The sequence below is a fragment of the Kitasatospora sp. NPDC001159 genome (genome assembly GCF_053598235.1).
Genome location: NZ_JBSFJV010000133.1, coordinates 1 through 15,776, shown reverse-complemented (window position 1 = coordinate 15,776; position 15,776 = coordinate 1). Strand labels below are relative to the sequence as shown.

The following is a 15,776-nucleotide window of genomic DNA, read 5'->3' as shown; positions in this document are numbered from 1 at the left end:
CAGCCTCGTGTGGGCCGACGGCGGCTACACCGGCCTGCTCGTCGACTGGGCCCTTACCGCGCTCGCCCTGACCGTCGCCGTCGTCAAACGCGCCGACGACACCAGCGGCTTCACCGTCCTGCCCCGCCGCTGGGTCGTCGAGCGCACTCTGTCCTGGATCTGCCGGCGCCGGCGCTGCGTGCGCGACTACGAGCGCCTGCCCGCCCACCACCTCGCCATGGTCACCTGGTCGATGACCATCCTCATGACCCGCCGCCTGGCCCGACGAGCCGCACGCCCCCTATGAACCGGCCGCTCACGCCGCCGCGGCCCGCACGGACGCCGAGGCGAACCGGCTCCGATCCGCCTGCACCGCCCAGCCCCGCACGACCAGACGCTTCGCCTTCGCCCGCACACCCTCCACCACCGAAGCCGTCGCCTCCAGCCCGAGCAAGCGCGCCAGCCCACCAGCCGGCAACGGCTCCGCAGACGCTTCCAACACCTGCGCCAACTCCCGATAGATCGGCGGGAGAACGACCAAGCCCATACCCGGCTCCCGCACCGGCACAGCAACCCGGACCCCGCCGTCCACTCCCGCACCCGCCGGACCGATTGCCACCGCACCGCCCCGGTCGCCGGGCTCCGACCGCAACACGTCCCGCAGCGTCTCCCGGGCGATCACCAGACGCGACAACTCCGCCTCGGCCTCCCCGAGGGCAGCGGCCAACCGGGCCGCCTCGCCCCGCAGCCGCTCGACCTCGCGCCGAGCCCTGGCCTCCCGCTCCTCCACCAGCCCCAACACCGACGGCACCAGCAACCTCCAACCACAACGAAAGAGACCAACCACCACATCTCTCCCACCCAGAACGGAAGTCCACGCCACCAAACGATCACCCGATCCAGTGGTCCGCATGGTTAGTGATCAGGCTCTTACACCCCGAAGGGCTCCACCAAGAGTCAGATCCGGAGGCCAAAGGCAATCTTCAGCGCATGCTCGTCAGCATCCCGCTGACCGACGACGAGCGCCAGGCCGTCGATGACGGCCAAACCGCCTTGGATAAACTCCTCGCGCGCCTGGCCGATGTCCCCACTCCGGCCGGCCCGACGCCCCGCCAGATCGGAATACCCCCAAACTCCGCGTTGCTTCCTCTCGTCGAAGTCCGACGCAGCGCGCCATCGGGAAGTGCCAAAGGGCCGACCGCACCCGGAGTGCATCGGCGGGAGGAGGAATCGTGACACCTGGCCCCGACGCGGATGACTTGGCCAGCATCTATCCCGAACTCGGTCGGAACGGAACGCTTCAGAGCGTCCTGCAGACGGCCGTTCACCAAGCTGGACACGGGCTGGACGTGCTCCCCGAACGCGCGCCAGGCTGGTGGCGGTCCGGAGCCCGCGTAGACGGTGACAGTCGGACGACAAACGTTCTCCTCGCCATCGCAGAGCGCGCCTTCATCGTGAAGTTCTGGGAACGCGGCGTCATGATGGCCAAGGGCACGACGACCAGCTTGGACGCCGTCGTGTCGGCCATCGGCGCTTGGCAGTCCGGCGCCACCTTGGCACGCCTGAAGTCCGCCTGCCCGTTCGTCGACTACAGTCCGCTCGCCGAGGCCCACGAGCGTGGTGACGCAGTCGAGGCCCAATGGACGAGCTATCGGCATACCACAGCACGGCACGTGGACCATGGACTCATCGAGGCTGCATACGCCCAGCCGCAGCTGCGAGCCCTGTTCCCCTTCCACAGTCACCGAACGCTGAACTTCAGCCGCTGCACCGGATTCCCCTACACCCACGACGTTCCAGTGATTACTCCCGTGGACGGGAAATACCGCGTCACCTGGTGGAAAACCCGCTCGCCGCACGGGCCGGCGGACATCGGAGAGACTGACAACCCGCGTGACGCTGTTGCCCTGGTCCTCGTCCACCTTCCCTCCAACTGCGGGCCAGCTGTCGCCGGCACTGCCAAGGATCTTGACAAATCAGATTCCACATAATGATGCGGTTGACGTGGCCCTCGACGGGGCCGGAGTTCCAGCGGAGTGTGAGGCCAGCCATGACCGCGTCCCAGTCCTTGCGCAGACCTGTGGCGAATCCGCGCAGTTCGGGTAGGCGGCTGGCCTCGGCGTCCGCGGTCCACGCTCCGAGTTCCTCGTGGCCGCGGCGGTTGACGAGCATCGAGGCGAACCGCGCGATGAGGTCGCAGGCACCGTCCAACTCCGGTCAGCGGCTGCGGAGTTCCTTCAAGATGACTTGCCGGCTCTCGGACCGATGGTCGGGGTGGGTGAGGATCAGCCCGGTCACCTCGCGGACCTTGGGAGCCGGCGGGCAAATGTTCGGGTTGGCGTTGTCGCGCAGCCGGTGCACGAAACGTCGTACCGTGCGCTCGCTGACGGTCAGGCCGCGTTCGGCGAGTTCGCGGTGGAGGCGGTCGGCGCTGGTGCAGCCCTCGTTGAACCGGGCGATCAGGTAGGCGGCGTGGCCGTCCAGGCTCGTCTGACGGCCGCCCGAGGGTCCCGAGCCGACCAGCTCGTCCGCCGTGGCGGCTCGCATGAACTTCCGTACCGTCTTCGGGTCCAACCGCAGCTCGGCGACGATCTGGCTGTGCCCCATGCCCCTGCTCATCAGTTCGTGGATGGCGGCGTGGCGCTCACGGGCGCGCCGCGCCCGCGGCCCTTCGGGCAGCGCCACCTTCTCCTTGTCCGGCGTGGGCGGGACCCACTGCGAGCGCAGGCGGGCGACCAGCCGCTCGGCCGCCGCCCCCAGGTTCGCCCAGAGGTGGTACCTGTCCGCGACCTGCGTCGCGGTGCCAGCTCCGCGGGTGGCGCCATCGGCGTAGTAGACCGCGCGGTCACGGCACACCACCTCGACGCCGGGGTGGTCGGTGAGCCAGTCGGCCAGGGCGTCGGCGGATCGCTCGGGCAGGACCTCGACCGGGCGGCGGCCCTCGATGTCGATCAGGACCGTGCCGTAGTTGTGGCCCTTGCGCAGGGCGAAGTCGTCAACGCCCAGTACGCGAACCTGCCCGACAGCCGGGTCCGGCAGCGCGCGAATCAGGCGTATCAAGGCGTCGCGGCCGATCCCGACCGCCAGGCGCTCGGCCAAGCGGGCACCCGCACGGCCGCCGAGTGCCAGGGCAACGGCCTCGCGAGCCTTCCGCAGTGGCACTGTGCACCGCCCATAGCGGAACGTCAGTCCCGGGATCTGCTCGGCGAAGGTCCGCCTCCCGCACTCGGCCCTGTCGCAGAAGAACCGCCTAACCCGCAGGTGAAGCACCAGCTCCCGGCCGGAGACCGCCGTGTCGCCGATCCGCCGCTCGTAGCCGCTGTGTGCACGGTCGGACCAGCCCCCGCAGCCCGGACACTCCGCCCCCGGCGCCCGGCCCCGGGCATGGACCCGTACCGACCGACCGGCCGATCTGATCAAGTCCACGTGCAGCAGCGCGAACTGAGGGAACAGGATGGCCAGCAGATCAGCAACAGACACCCACCATGATCGGCAAACGTCGAGATCCGCGGACGGCTTTCACGAAACTCGCGCCAGAGCCGATCTTTTCCCCGGGTACGACCAGTTATGGGTCTCCATCGACGGCCAGTTCGAGTGGCACGCCGGGAAGCCCGTCACAGACCGTGACGCCCCCCGCTAAGGGCTCCGCTGCGTGGCTCGGGGTGAGTGCTTCTCTGTGCTTCTTCCTGCTCAGGCTGACCGCGCAGCAGGCGACGGGAACCGAGGTGGACGTACTGATGGGCAAGCAGGTGCGCGCAGCTGCCGGGCCGCTGATGGGACGCAGTGCGGAGCTGACGGTGGCCAGCCGCCGTCGCGCACGTGACCGCGGACTGTGCGTCCTGTCGGTACGGGCCTCCCGCGCCCACGCACCCGGCACGTCCTGCTCGGGCTGAGGGCTGTGGCCGAGGGCGCAGGTCGCGGCAGACGAGGTTACAGATCCTCCGTGAACGCGCTGACGTGGTCGGCGGCCCACTGGCGAAACGTTCGCGGGGCCGTCCCGAGAATGTCGGCCACCGCAGTGGTGACGTACGCGGGCTGTCCGACCGCCGCGCTCCACGAGGCAAGCAGCATGTCGACGACCGAGCTGAGCGCCGTACCCTCCGACAGGCTTTGGAACTCGTCCGGCGTCATCTCCTCGAATGCGATCTGTCGCCCCAGGACGTCACCGATGACGCCTACCTGCGCGGCGTGGGTCAGCGATTCAGGGCCCGTCAGGACGTAATCGCCTCCGGCGTGTCCGTCCCGATAGAGCGTTCGCGCCGCGACGGCTGCGACGTCGCGGTCGTCGACTGGTGCCGTCTCGGCAGCGCCGTAAGGCCACCGGACGACCTCGCCCGCCCGGATCGCGGATGCCCACCAGGCCAGCGAGTTCGACGCGAGCATCCCCGGCCGGATGATCGTCGACTCGAGTCCGGTGGCTGCGATGAGCCGCTCGATGTCGGCGTGCAGCACTGCCATCGGATTGGGCTGCTGGAAGAAGGGGTGCGGCGTCTGGTGAGGGGAGGAGAGGAAGACGACTCGCCGCACGTGGGCCGCCAGCCGCTCGACGACTGCCGCGGCGGTCTGAGGCGGGGCGGTCCAGACGAGGAAGACTGCACCGGCGCCGTTCAATGCGAAGCCGAGCGACTCGGGCACGGTGAGGTCGCCGGTGAAGACTTCGACCTTCGCCGGCAGCGTCACCGCTGCCTCGGAGCGATGGGTGAGGGCGCGGACCGGCACGCCCGCGTCGAGGAGTTGGTCGATGACGACGCGGCCGACTCGGCCCGTCGCCCCGGTTACGAGCACGGGAGGAATGTCTGTCTGACTCATGCCACCCATGGAAACGTTACTAGGTTAAAAAATCAACTCGGTCATAAATGTCAGGTGGTCAGGCGAGCGAGCCGACGGGGCCGCGGGCCCGCAAGAAGGAGCGGCCGCGCGACGCCATCGCCGACGCAGCCGTAGCGCTGTTACTCGGGCGGGACCCACTGCGAGCGCAGGCGGGCGACCAGCCGCTCGGCCGCCGCCCCCAGGGCGCAGCTGGAGCAAGCCCCGCAGACCGCTTGATCACACGACCGCGGACTCCACGAAACTCGGGGCAGCTCAAGGCCTCGGGGGCAGCCATCAAGGTATCGATCACCCGCCCCGGGACGGGCATCAAGGTGTCGGTGCGGCGCGGCCGGGCGCGGATCCGCTCGCGCGTACGATTCCCTGCCGTGGGCAAAGAGCAGAAGACCTTCGAGTACACCGACGGGCTGAAGGCGGCGCAGCGGGCGCTGATGGCAGTGCAGGCCGAGCGCCGTGCCTTCCTGGCCACGCTGTCGGCGTAGGGCGGCGATCTGGAGGCTGGCCTGCGGGGGCTGAGCGAGGAGCAGTTGGGGACTGAGAGAGGAATGATCAAGAGAGTCCGCACAGGCCGCTACACGGCTATCGCCCAAGGCAACAGATCCCTTGCGTGACCTGCGGAAACGCTAACTACCCGGCCTCGCGCACCGCCTCCATCCGCCGGCCGACGAGGCTTCGCCACTGAGCTTCGGGCCGGCTGCTGTTCCGGCGCGCCTCGGATGCGGGTCAGAGGGGACTTCACGGTCCGTCGAAAATCCTTTGAAACATCCTGGTGCCCTCAGGACGTCACGGCGGCCTCGACGCTACCGGTGCAGACGAAGGGGGCGGCGCTGGTGGCGGAGCCGGGGAAGGCCAAGGAGATCCTGGCCAGTGAGGGTACGGGTGGAGCCCCGGCCGGGAACGGAGTGCCCTGCGTCGACTGAGAAGGGGAGACGCCGTGAGCCGGCCGATCACCTGGCAGCGCTCCTACGCGGTGGCCGGCAGTGGTGGCTGAAGTCCGACGGCCGCGTCGGCTGGGCGCAGCTACGAACGAATCTGGTGTGACATCCTCTCCACGGACCCCAAGATCCGCTTCTCAGAAGTGTCCACAAACCGGGGTAGAGCCCAATGCGGTGGATGTCCCCACCGCGCTCGAGTGCGCGATCGAGGTCATCGCCCGCCACCGCCGCCCTGGCCGTGCGGGCCGCCCAAACGATCGCCGGTGGTGATCACCACCGCCCGGGACACGGGAGAGTGAGCCAGGTGATTGGCATCGAGGCGCGCACGTAATCAGCCGGTCAGCCGCGTGTGTGTCAGGCGCTGGGCAGTTCGTCGGGAAGTCCGTCGGCGCCGCGGTAGGCGTAGAGGTCGTCGAGGAGCTTGCGGCGGGCGGCGGGGATGCGGCTGGTGAGGCTGAAGTAGGTGCGGGCGGCGAACAGGGCGAGGCGGCCAGTGAACGGCTTGTAGAGCGGGTCGTCGCCGCTGGTGCCGTTGTTGTCGAGGGAGTCGGCGACGCGGGCGAAGCCGTACGGGACCATCTCGGCCTCGTAGTCGCCGATCGCGGCGAGCAGGGGTTTGTCGCCCCTTGCGGCGGCGGCCAGTTCGCGGCAGAGCAGGGCCGCGTCGCGCAGGGCGGTGTTGGCGCCGGCAGCGTGACGACCATGCTCGACCGCCTGGAGCGCCTCGGCTACCTCACCCGCTCGGCCGACCCCGCGGACCGCCGCAAGGTAGCCGTCCGCATCACGGAGGACGCGCGGAAGAAAGCGTGGCAGCTGTACGGCCCCTTCGCCACGGAGGGCAGCGAAGCACTCAAGGCCTACAGCCCGGAGGAACTGGCCCTGCTCGCCGGCTTCCTGCGCGACTCCCGCACCCTCTACGAACACCACCTCATCCGCATCCGCGGCCTGCCTGCACGGGGCCGCCGCCGCTGAACCGGGCCCCGGCACTCGGCCTGCTACTGCGGCCGGCGCGGCGGCCCCGCGGACAACCCCTCCGGCATCGGCATCCCTGCGAAAACGAAGACGTCCGCATTCCGCGGACCGAGCGGGCGCGAGGTCCTGGGGCAGCGCCGGCCGGGCGCCACGCCGCCCCCGGCGGCCTACGCACCCACTTCGCGCTGTCCGCTTCTCGCCAGAGGACGGCCGACGGTGTGCCGTGCCTCCGGGATGGCGACGCCGGACGGGCAGTCAGATCTCCTGATCGAGCGACCGCGTGGTCGGCCTCAGGCCGGAGGCCCGATAGAAGGCCAGGGCACCCTCGTTGAAGTCCCAGACCTGAGTGACCAGTCGTCGGCAGCCGGCGGCCCGTCCGATCTCACGCACCCCGTCCAGCAACGCCGAACCCACGCCGCTTCGTGAAGCGCCCGAATCCACGGCGATCCGCCGGAGCGAGACGACCGAGTCCGCGACGGTGAGCGCGCTGCCGTGCCGTTCGACGATCTCGGCCATTGCGTAGCCGAGGGCCCGCCCATCGGATGCTTCAGCGATGAGGAAGGTCACGTGCGGTTCCATCAACTGGTCGCTCAGCAGGGCTTCGAGCGCTTCCCGCGAAGGCCCGCCCACGAAGAGGTCGGGCCGGTGATCGGCATGCACCTGGTGCCCGAGGGCCGTGAGCGCCGCGAGCGCGGTGATGTCGCCCATGGAGGCAATACGAATGCTGGTCATACCGCATCTTCCGCCTTCGCCTGCCGGGCATGCCACGGAGTTACGGAGTCATCGCGGTGTCGGCCGCTTTCCCACGCGTGGGAGGTCAGCCACCACCCCCGCATGGCACGGCCACCGGAACCCGGATCCCGGACACGCCCCACACCGAGCCGCACCGCCCCAAGGGGCAGAGCCCACCGGCCGCGGCGGCAGCCGGCTGGACCGGCCAGGACGGCCAGGCTTCGGTGGGCGACGTCGGTGGTTCGGCGGGCCTGGTAGGCGGCCTCACGGGCGCGGTCGGCGACGTCGCGGCGGTGGCGCTCGCGGCGCAGCGCGTGCTGGAGGACGGTGTCGTGGTCGGGGTCGTAGCGCTCTGCGCGGGTGGCGGCGGTGTGGTCGTGGACGCGCTGCCACTCGGCACGGATGGTGGCTGCGGTGGCGTAGGCGGTCTCGTGGCCGGCGTCGGTGTGCCGGTCGGCGGTGCGTTCGTCGTCTCGGGCGTGGGGCAGGCCTGCGGGAGCTGTTGAGGTAGCGCTGGCGGTCGAGCCAGGAGATCAGCTCGCCGTGCTGCGTCTTGTCGGTGCGGCCGAGGTGGCCGTGCTCCAGGTGCACCGCGGCGACGGCGTGCATGCGATGCCACTCGGCCGCTCGCGGGTTGAACGCCCGCAGCTTGACCGTCTGGAGGATCTGTGCCGCGTGCCGGCGGGCGTCGATCCGCAGCCACTCGACCGGGGACTCCACCACCGTCGGCGGCTGCCCGCCCGCCCCGGCCCCGGCGGCCGCGTCGTCCTCGGAAGGCCTGCGTCGTGGTGGTGGGCTGGGGCTGGGCGCGGTGGGCGCCGCGCAGCTCGGTGATCCGGCCCACCACCCGGGCCCGTCCTGCGTGGCCAGGGCCCGCAGGACCCGCCAGATCGTGCGGAAGGAAGACGCTTCGATCTCGGTGTCGGCTTCGGCCTTGACCGCCGCGTCGTGGACGGGTTGCAGGGTGGGGACACCCGTCGACGATGGCAGCCATCGGAACGCCGTGGCTCACCCGGGAATGCGCGCCACACTGGGCGACGGCCGTACCGCGGAGCGGCCGGCCCTCGGCCCCGCCGACGCCGACATGCGCGGCGGCGAGGCCCGACTGGTCACAGGCCACGCCGTCGGCCCGGAGCGTCAGTTTGTGCCAGCCTCGGAGGTGAGCGCCTTCAGGGTGGTGTCCAACCAGTGCAGTTCGGTGCGGCTGGTGGCGCGGGCGATGGTGAGCAGGCCCTGGCGGAAGGGGTCGTCGAACTCCTCGGCACCGAGCGGGCGTTCGCCCTCGTAGAAGAAGCTGCTCGGCTCCCGGAGGAAGGCCAGGCGGCGGCGGAGGACGGCGGCCTGCTGGTCGGGGTCCTCCAGGTGGCGCAGGAAGGCCAGGACGGTGAACCAGTGGTTCTCGTCACTGATCTCGACGCCGTCGGCCTCACACAGGCGGCGGCGCAGCTCCTCCCGGCCCGTGCCGGTCAGGGTGAGGACGTGCCGCGGTGCCGCCCGGGTGCCGGGCTCGGTCTGCCGGCTCAGCAGGCCGGCCTTCTCGAGTCGCTTGATGGCCGGATAGAGCGTGCCGTCCGCGATGGGCCGGACGTGGCCGGTGAGATGCGCGACGCGCCGCTTCAGCTCGTAGCCGTGCAGCGGCTGCTCGTACAGGAAGCCCAGGATCGCCAGTTCCAACACCACGCCATCATGCCTCATCACTTCTATATATCGAAGACGATATATAGTCTTGGCGATGCTTTCGGGCGGCTGGGCAACCGGCGACCGGGCACACGACCGAGCGATTCGAGTGATCGAGTGATCGAGGAGGAGTCATGCGCGACGCCGAGGTAACCGCCGAAGGGGCGCGAATGCGCTGGGTGGAGGTGCCCGGAGACCCCGAGCGCGCCACCCGGGTCTACCTGCACGGGCTCGGCGCCTCCGCCGCGCCGTACTTCGCGGCCTCCGCCGCGCACCCCGCTCTGGCCGGCCACCGCTCGTTGCTGCTCGACCTGCTGGGCTTCGGCATCAGCGACCGCCCCACCGACTTCGCCTACACCCTGGAGGACCACGCCGACGCCGTGGCGACGGCCCTGGAGACGGCCGAGGTCCGGGCGGTGGACGTCATCGGACACAGCATGGGCGGCGCGGTGGCCATCGTGCTGGCCGCCCGCCACCCGCACCTGGTCGGACGGCTCGTCCTGGTCGACGCCACCCTCGACCCGGTGCCCGTGGGGCACGGCCGGCCCGGGGCGAGCGGTATCGCCGCCTACACCGAGGAGGAGTTCCTCGCCGGTGGGTGGCGCCAGGTCCGCGAGGACGTCGGACCGCACTGGTGGTCCACCATGCGCCTGGCCGGGCGCGAGGCACTGTACCGCAGCGCGGTGCACCGGGCCTTCGGCACCGAGCCCGCCATACGCGAGATGCTGATGGCCCTGCCGATCCCGCGTACCTACCTGCGGCCCGAGGCCGACCAGCCGCTTCCCGGCGCGCAGGAACTCACCAGGGCGGGAGTCGAGGTGGTGTCGATCCCGGACTGCGGGCACAACATCATGCTGGACAACCCGGAGGCCTTCGCCCAGGCCACCGCCCGCGCCCTGCGGGAGGTCTGACACAGCGGGAGCCGCACTGCTCACCCCTCCAGCGCGGCGAGGCGGCGGGCCATGGCGAGGAGCGCCCGCGCGCCGCGCCAGCGTGGTCGTCGGCCAGGTGCTCGGCATCGGCGGGGGTGCGGACACACTGAGTACTTTTCAACCTGAAGTTGCAGGTCACGGGGCTGGTGTGGGGCGGGGTTGGGGTGCTCGGGCTGGTCGGGGGCGTGATCGGTAGCAGGTGATCGTCTGCCGTGTGGCCGGTTCTCCGGAATCGCTCTGCCGGGCCGGGGCCGCCTCGTACGCTCCATGGGAGAGACGCGGGGAGGGGCCGTTCGTGGCGGATGTTCTGGTGTGGGTGATGCAGCGTCGGATCGTACTGGCTGACCGTGCCGAGCGGCTGCGCAAGGAGCTCGCAGAGATCGACGCCGAGGTCGCGCGGCTGGAGGCCGCGGAGGTGGTGTTCGGGCAGTTCGCCGACGCCCAGCGGGCGGGGACGACCGACGACCCGGTGATGGCCGAGGAGTTCGAGCGGGTCACGACCTCGCCAGGGGCGGGCGGGATGCTGCTGGTCCCACATCGTGCGGACGGCATGGACACCAGTGCGCTGCCTGCGGACTACCAAGCGATCATGAAGATCGTGGCCGCGGTGTCGGAGCCGGTTCCGGCCAAGGAGGTCAGCGTCAAGCTCGGCAGGGGCACCGGCCCCGGGCAGGTCGAGCCGGTCCGCGACAAGCTCAAGCGCTTGGCGGACCGGGGCTGGCTGCACCGCACCCCCGCCGGCCGCTTCACCGTCCCGCCCCTGCCTTCCGCATGACCGTCCCGGCTGAATTTCGCCGTAACAAAGTGACCCCCGGCAGGAGTTGGGGATTCCATGCGAAAGAAGTCCAGTCCCGCCGAGGGCCCTGACGGCCTTGTCTACCAGTGCCGCCTGGAGCTGTCCACCGCCACCACGACCATGGTCTCCGACCTGATCCGCGGCCACCTGAAGAAGATCGGCTCGCGCTGGCGCAAGCTCCCACCCGGGAAGATCGCCCTGATCGTCCTCGCGGTCCTGCGCCACGACCAGCGGCTTTGCGACATGGCGGGCGGCAACGACATCTCCGCCTCCACGGTGCGCCGCTGGCTGCTGGAGGTGATCGACCTGCTTGCCGCACGCGCCCCGCGCCTGGACCGCGCCCTGAAGAGAATCGCCCGAAAGGGCGGCGTCGTCGTCCTGCTCGACGGCACCCTGGTCCGCCCCCGCCGACGCACCGGGGACGAGAACCGGCTCAACTACAGCGGGAAGCACAAGGCCCACGGCCTGCTGTTCCTCGCCCTGACCGACGAGCGGGGCAACCTGATCTGGATCTCCGCAGCGAGACCGGGGCGCTCCAGCGAGATCACCACCGCCCGCCACAACAAGATCACCGCACACCTCCGGGAAGCCGGCCTCGGCGCCCTGACGGACCTCGGCTTCGTCGGCCTGGACGACGACCCCGATGACCCGGTGATCGTCACCGGCCGCAAGGCCACCCGTGGCCATCCGCTCACCGCCGCCCAGAAGGAAGCGAACAAGCTGGTCAGCCGTGAACGCGCGGCCAACGAGCACGGCTTCGCCGACCTCAAGGCGTGGCGCATCCTCACCAAGGTCCGCATGAACGTCCGGCACGCGACCACGCTCCTGCGCGCCCTGCTCGTCCTGACGAACGCCGAGGTCAGCCGCTGACGGAAGATCACCTGCCGGTGATCACGCCTCCGACCGGCCCGAGCGTCCCAACCCCGCCCCACGCCAGCCCCGCGACCTGCAACTTCAGGTTGAAAAGCACTCATTGAGCAGCCTTTGGTCGCTCGGGTGCGCTGCACGCGATGGCGGGCTCGACGACCAGGAGCACGGGCTGCTCGGCGACGTCCGCAGCCGGGTCCGCCGGCGGGCGGCCGGGACGAACCTGCGCGTCATCACCCCGGCCCCTCGCCGCCGCCCGGGACCACGAGCGCACCGCCGACCGCTACACCGACACCGGGAACGAGAACGCCGCCCTCCAGGCCGCCACGCCCGCGACGAATGGCAGTGCATCCACGACCACATCGCCACCACCGCCGCCCCGCTCTACGCCCCGGACCAGGACAGCGAACTCCAACGCAAGCTACACGCCGAACACCACCGCCTACGCCTGGGCCGCACTGCGCCACACGGTCGTGCCACGTCCCCGCCCGGGCCGCGGACGGCGTAGCGCGGACCACGCGACGGCCGCTCGATGACCCGGATCGCACACCGCCGGGGTGAATCGACGGTGTGTCAGGTCGGTTGCAGGACGGGGCCCGGGCTGCCTGATCCAGAGTGGCGGAGGGCAGGCAGTCCCCTGCCGAAAGACCCCTTCTTCCGCCTTCTGGGAGTAGATCGTGAATTTCTCTCTGTCGGCTGCCGCCGGCCAGCCAGGCTCGGGTGTGAGCGGGTGCCGTGCCGGTTCGGCTGGTCGCCGTGGACGTGCGCTGGCCGTCGCGGCCGGTGTGTTCTGTGCCGCCGGTATCGCCCCGGTGGCGCTGTCCGGGACCGCCCACGCGCAGGGCACCTGTACGGTCTCCGGCCCCACCACCACCTGTACGTTCGCCTTCACCGGCGCCGAGCAGACCTTCACCGTGCCCGGCGGGGTGTCCTCGGTGCAGGTGTCCGCCATCGGCGCGGCCGGTGCCCCCAACGACACCGGTGACGGCGGTACCCCGGGTGGGATGGGTGCCCAGGTCAGCGGCACGCTGTCGGGACTGAGTGCAGGTCAGACGTTGTATGTCGAGGTCGGCGGGACTCCCACCAACAGCGGCGGCTGCATCGGGGCAACGCGGTGTACCGGTGGGTTCAACGGGGGCGGCTCCAGCCACCAGACCGGCGGTGGCGGTGGCGGTGCCTCCGATGTGCGCACCCTGCCCCGCAGCACTCCCTTCACCACCACCGACTCGCGGCTCATCGTGGCAGCCGGCGGCGGCGGAGGCGGCTCGTTCGCCTTTTGCGACCCGGGGGGCACCCCGGGTGGCAATGCTGGGGAAGCCGGAGGCAACGGTACGTGTGGGACTGCCACCACCGGCGGCGGGCCGGGCACCCAGACCATGGGCGGTGCCGGCGGAACCCCCGGCGGGAACCCGGGCAGCCTGGGCACTGGTGGCAGCGGCACCGACAGCGTTATCGCCAGTGTCGGCGGCGGAGGCGGTGGCGGTCTCTACGGCGGCGGCAATGGAGGCACCCGTAATGGGACTGCCGCTGCCGGTGGTGGCGGGGGTGGTTCTTCCATGGTCCCGCCGGGCGGGACCGGCCCCACGGTGACCAGCGCCGCGGCGAGCATCACCATCAGCTACCTCACCCCGAGGCCAACCGTGACCACCACGTTGACGGGCTCCCCGACTCCGTCGCTTTTCGGGCACCCGGTCACGCTCACCGACACCGTCTGCCCCAACTCCACCGCGATCCCGACCGGCACCGTCACCTTCACCGACGGCGGCGCCACCCTGGGCACCGCCCCACTGGCCCCCGGCGGAGGCGACCACTGCGCCCAGGCCCAGCTGACCTGGTCGAACCTGCTGCCCGGCGGCCACACCCTGACCGCCCAGTACAGCGGCGACGCCACGTACGCGGCCCCCGCCGCGGAAAGCGCCACCCAGACGGTCAACTGCACGCGCACCGTCACCGGCTCCGTGTCCAGCGTCGCCGCCACCGGCGAGAGCACCTGCATCCTCAACGCCACCATCCACGGCAGCGTCACGGCCGGGGCGGGCACCGCCCTGTTCATCGGCAACTCCACCATCCAGGGCAGCGTCAGCTCCTTCGGCTCCACCCTGGTCGGGGTGTGCGGCACCACCGTCACCGGCTCCCTCACCGCCACCGGAGCCAGCAGGTTCGTCGTCGTCGGCGATCCCGGCGACGACCACTGCGCGGCCAACCAGATCCAGTCGTCGGCCCAGCTGAGCAACAACACCGGCGGCCTGGAGGCCATCGGCAACCACATCGGCGGAACCCTAATGGTCACCGGCAACACCGGCACCGGGCCCTTCCCCGAGGACAACCGCCCCGAGATCGAAGGCAACACCATCGCAGGCTCCCTGGCCTGCTTCGGCAACACCCCGCCCCCCACCAACGACGGCCACCCCAACACCGTCACCGGCGCCCGCACCGGCCAGTGCAGCACCCTGTAACCCACCCGGCCGAGTATCTCGCCCCTGGGTACGCCCGTCGGGTCGGTCCCGCGTCCGCTGCCGCACCCCACGCAGCGGACGCGGGTTCCTCGCGTCGCTCCATCTGCTTCGCAGACGGCGAGGACCCGCCCGACGCGCTGCGCCGGGAGCTGATCGAGGAGCTCGGCCTCGACCCGGCGGTGCTGCCCCGCGCCGCCGGCCAGGACCCCGAGATCTGCCCGCTGGTGCTGCCGGTCCCGACGAAGCGGGAGCTGGTGGCCGCGCTGGTGTCCGCCCCGGACGATCCGTGGTGGGAAACCCGGGTACTGCACGCCAGGCTCTACCCGCCCAAGGACCGCAGCGGTCGGTCGCGCGACCAGCCACCCGGCTGGGCAGCAGACGACCCAACCCCTGCACCAGCAAGAGATTCCCGGCGGGAAGTGGAGAAACCCACCGGGCGGTAGTCCGGCCCTTGGGATAGTGGGGCCATGACAGAGGCGGGCCCTGAGGGCCGGGAACGTGCGGGCGAGGGGCGACGGAAGCAGCTGGTCGCCTTGTTGATCTCCCTTGGAGCGGTAGCGCTCGGTGTCGTGCACACCGTCCGCCCAGACATGAAGATCGACGGGGCCACGTTGGTTCTGGCCGCGATTGCCGTCCTACCGTGGCTGGGTGACCTGTTCGAGAGCATCGAACTGCCCGGTGGTGCCAAGCTCCAGTACCGGCACCTGCAAGAGCGCGTGGAAGCAGTCGAGCAGCAGGCCGCCGAGGCACGACTGGCAGTGGGCGACGCCAGCCGCCAGGCGCGGGTCGCTCTGGTAGCCACCAGCGAAGGCACCAGAAGTCCCGAAGCCGGACTATCCGTCGACCGCCTCGTCCGCGAGTACACAGCCCTCCGGCGCGATGAGCCCTCGGGCCCGGCACGGACCTACCGCCAGGAGCAGATCTTCGCCGAACTGGCCAGACTCACTCCGCAACTGGCCGACTTCGACATCGCTTCGGCCCTCGGCGCCGACGACGGCGGCACCCGGTTGGCGGCCTACGCCCGGCTCTACGCTCTTCCCACGGAGGAGTTTTTGCCCGCTCTTGTGGACGCGGCCTGCTCCGAGGCGTTGTCTTTCAATCAGTACTGGGCCTTCCACGCGACCGGTTCGATCGTTGATGCCGCCGGGCCGGGGAACGTGCGGCTCGCGACGCTGCAACGTCTACGGGCTGCCCTTCCGCAGCTTCCCCAGGACAGCGACCGGGCAGGGGCACTGCGCGCGGTCATCGGACGGCTGGAGAACGCGATGGGCTGACTCCTGGCGATCGGCCGAACCGGTGCAGCACCTCGGCGAGATACCCCGCACCGCCTGACTGGCGAGGCCGTTCCGTGCCGCCCCGATGTTGACGGAGCACCGTAGTTTGCGAGTGATTGCGGGAGAACCGCAGATCTACGGCCTGGCGGTGTGAGCTTTGCCCCGTGACGTGGACACCCTGACACTTGGATCTTGACGATCCAGGAAGGGAAGTCCAGGTGGGACGTCCATCGAAGTACTCGGACGAGTTCCGTCGTGATGCCGTCGCGCTGTACCGGGCCTCGGAGGGCCGGCGCACGTTCGCGGCCGTCGCGAAGGAGATCGGGGTC

At 70.6% G+C, this 15,776-nt stretch carries 17 protein-coding genes and 1 pseudogene; 12 read left to right on the top strand and 6 right to left on the bottom strand.

The genetic code is table 11. From position 1 onward, the window contains the following. On the top strand, nt 1–286 hold a 286-nt coding region (locus tag ACWC9T_RS37140), incomplete at its 5' end, for a transposase (protein ID WP_449825457.1). Between the two features lie 9 nt (nt 287–295). On the opposite strand, the gene ACWC9T_RS37135 is transcribed toward ACWC9T_RS37140, so the two are convergent. Continuing rightward, entirely contained in the window at nt 296–790 is a 495-nt protein-coding gene (locus ACWC9T_RS37135; protein ID WP_449825456.1) for a hypothetical protein, read from the bottom strand. A gap of 421 nt (nt 791–1,211) precedes the next feature. Here ACWC9T_RS37135 and ACWC9T_RS37130 point away from each other — a divergent pair, with 421 nt between their 5' ends. After that, a complete protein-coding gene (locus tag ACWC9T_RS37130) occupies nt 1,212–1,970 on the top strand; it encodes a DUF6193 family natural product biosynthesis protein (protein ID WP_449825455.1) in 759 nt (252 codons plus the stop codon). A gap of 226 nt (nt 1,971–2,196) precedes the next feature. On the opposite strand, the gene ACWC9T_RS37125 is transcribed toward ACWC9T_RS37130, so the two are convergent. Further along, nucleotides 2,197–3,405: an ISL3 family transposase gene (locus ACWC9T_RS37125; protein ID WP_449825459.1), complete on the bottom strand. Its 1,209-nt coding sequence runs from the start codon at nt 3,403–3,405 to the stop codon at nt 2,197–2,199. Between the two features lie 236 nt (nt 3,406–3,641). Between ACWC9T_RS37125 and ACWC9T_RS37120 the strand changes: the two genes are divergently transcribed. After that, a complete protein-coding gene (locus ACWC9T_RS37120) occupies nt 3,642–3,872 on the top strand; it encodes a hypothetical protein (RefSeq protein ID WP_449825454.1) in 231 nt (76 codons plus the stop codon). 37 nt (nt 3,873–3,909) lie between these two features. Here the strand turns inward: ACWC9T_RS37120 and ACWC9T_RS37115 are convergent, their stop codons facing one another. Next, nucleotides 3,910–4,788 carry an NAD(P)H-binding protein gene (locus ACWC9T_RS37115; RefSeq protein WP_449825453.1) on the bottom strand — a complete coding sequence of 293 codons (879 nt, stop codon included), beginning with the start codon at nt 4,786–4,788 and terminating at the stop codon, nt 3,910–3,912. A 1,307-nt stretch (nt 4,789–6,095) separates the two neighbouring features. Further along, nucleotides 6,096–6,320, bottom strand: coding sequence for a hypothetical protein (locus ACWC9T_RS37110; RefSeq protein WP_449825460.1), 225 nt, complete (start codon nt 6,318–6,320; stop codon nt 6,096–6,098). Nucleotides 6,321–6,431: 111 nt separating this feature from the next. Here ACWC9T_RS37110 and ACWC9T_RS37105 point away from each other — a divergent pair. Beyond that, a pseudogene (locus tag ACWC9T_RS37105) lies at nt 6,432–6,713 on the top strand (MarR family winged helix-turn-helix transcriptional regulator); the annotation flags it as partial. Between the two features lie 255 nt (nt 6,714–6,968). Here ACWC9T_RS37105 and ACWC9T_RS37100 read toward each other — a convergent pair. Further along, nucleotides 6,969–7,445: an N-acetyltransferase family protein gene (locus ACWC9T_RS37100; protein ID WP_449825452.1), complete on the bottom strand. Its 477-nt coding sequence runs from the start codon at nt 7,443–7,445 to the stop codon at nt 6,969–6,971. A gap of 224 nt (nt 7,446–7,669) precedes the next feature. Here ACWC9T_RS37100 and ACWC9T_RS37095 point away from each other — a divergent pair, with 224 nt between their 5' ends. Beyond that, nucleotides 7,670–7,951 (top strand): hypothetical protein, encoded by a 282-nt coding sequence (locus ACWC9T_RS37095; protein WP_449825451.1) that lies wholly within the window; start codon nt 7,670–7,672, stop codon nt 7,949–7,951. Nucleotides 7,952–8,582: 631 nt separating this feature from the next. Here the strand turns inward: ACWC9T_RS37095 and ACWC9T_RS37090 are convergent. Next, entirely contained in the window at nt 8,583–9,140 is a 558-nt protein-coding gene (locus ACWC9T_RS37090; protein ID WP_449825450.1) for a PadR family transcriptional regulator, read from the bottom strand. 116 nt (nt 9,141–9,256) lie between these two features. Between ACWC9T_RS37090 and ACWC9T_RS37085 the strand changes: the two genes are divergently transcribed. The 7 genes from ACWC9T_RS37085 to ACWC9T_RS37055 all read left to right on the top strand — a co-directional run. Next, a complete protein-coding gene (locus tag ACWC9T_RS37085; RefSeq protein ID WP_449825449.1) occupies nt 9,257–10,033 on the top strand; it encodes an alpha/beta fold hydrolase in 777 nt (258 codons plus the stop codon). Nucleotides 10,034–10,373: 340 nt separating this feature from the next. Next, nucleotides 10,374–10,829: a hypothetical protein gene (locus tag ACWC9T_RS37080; protein WP_449825448.1), complete on the top strand. Its 456-nt coding sequence runs from the start codon at nt 10,374–10,376 to the stop codon at nt 10,827–10,829. Between the two features lie 57 nt (nt 10,830–10,886). Further along, nucleotides 10,887–11,720: a transposase family protein gene (locus ACWC9T_RS37075; RefSeq protein ID WP_449825447.1), complete on the top strand. Its 834-nt coding sequence runs from the start codon at nt 10,887–10,889 to the stop codon at nt 11,718–11,720. Between the two features lie 809 nt (nt 11,721–12,529). Further along, nucleotides 12,530–14,173: an Ig-like domain-containing protein gene (locus ACWC9T_RS37070; protein WP_449825446.1), complete on the top strand. Its 1,644-nt coding sequence runs from the start codon at nt 12,530–12,532 to the stop codon at nt 14,171–14,173. Beyond that, nucleotides 14,158–14,616: a hypothetical protein gene (locus ACWC9T_RS37065; protein WP_449825445.1), complete on the top strand. Its 459-nt coding sequence runs from the start codon at nt 14,158–14,160 to the stop codon at nt 14,614–14,616. Before ACWC9T_RS37070 ends, ACWC9T_RS37065 begins: the two co-directional genes overlap by 16 nt. A gap of 147 nt (nt 14,617–14,763) precedes the next feature. After that, nucleotides 14,764–15,447 carry a hypothetical protein gene (locus tag ACWC9T_RS37060; RefSeq protein WP_449825444.1) on the top strand — a complete coding sequence of 228 codons (684 nt, stop codon included), beginning with the start codon at nt 14,764–14,766 and terminating at the stop codon, nt 15,445–15,447. Nucleotides 15,448–15,665: 218 nt separating this feature from the next. Further along, a partial coding sequence (locus ACWC9T_RS37055) for a transposase (RefSeq protein WP_449825458.1) occupies nt 15,666–15,776 on the top strand: 111 nt, incomplete at its 3' end.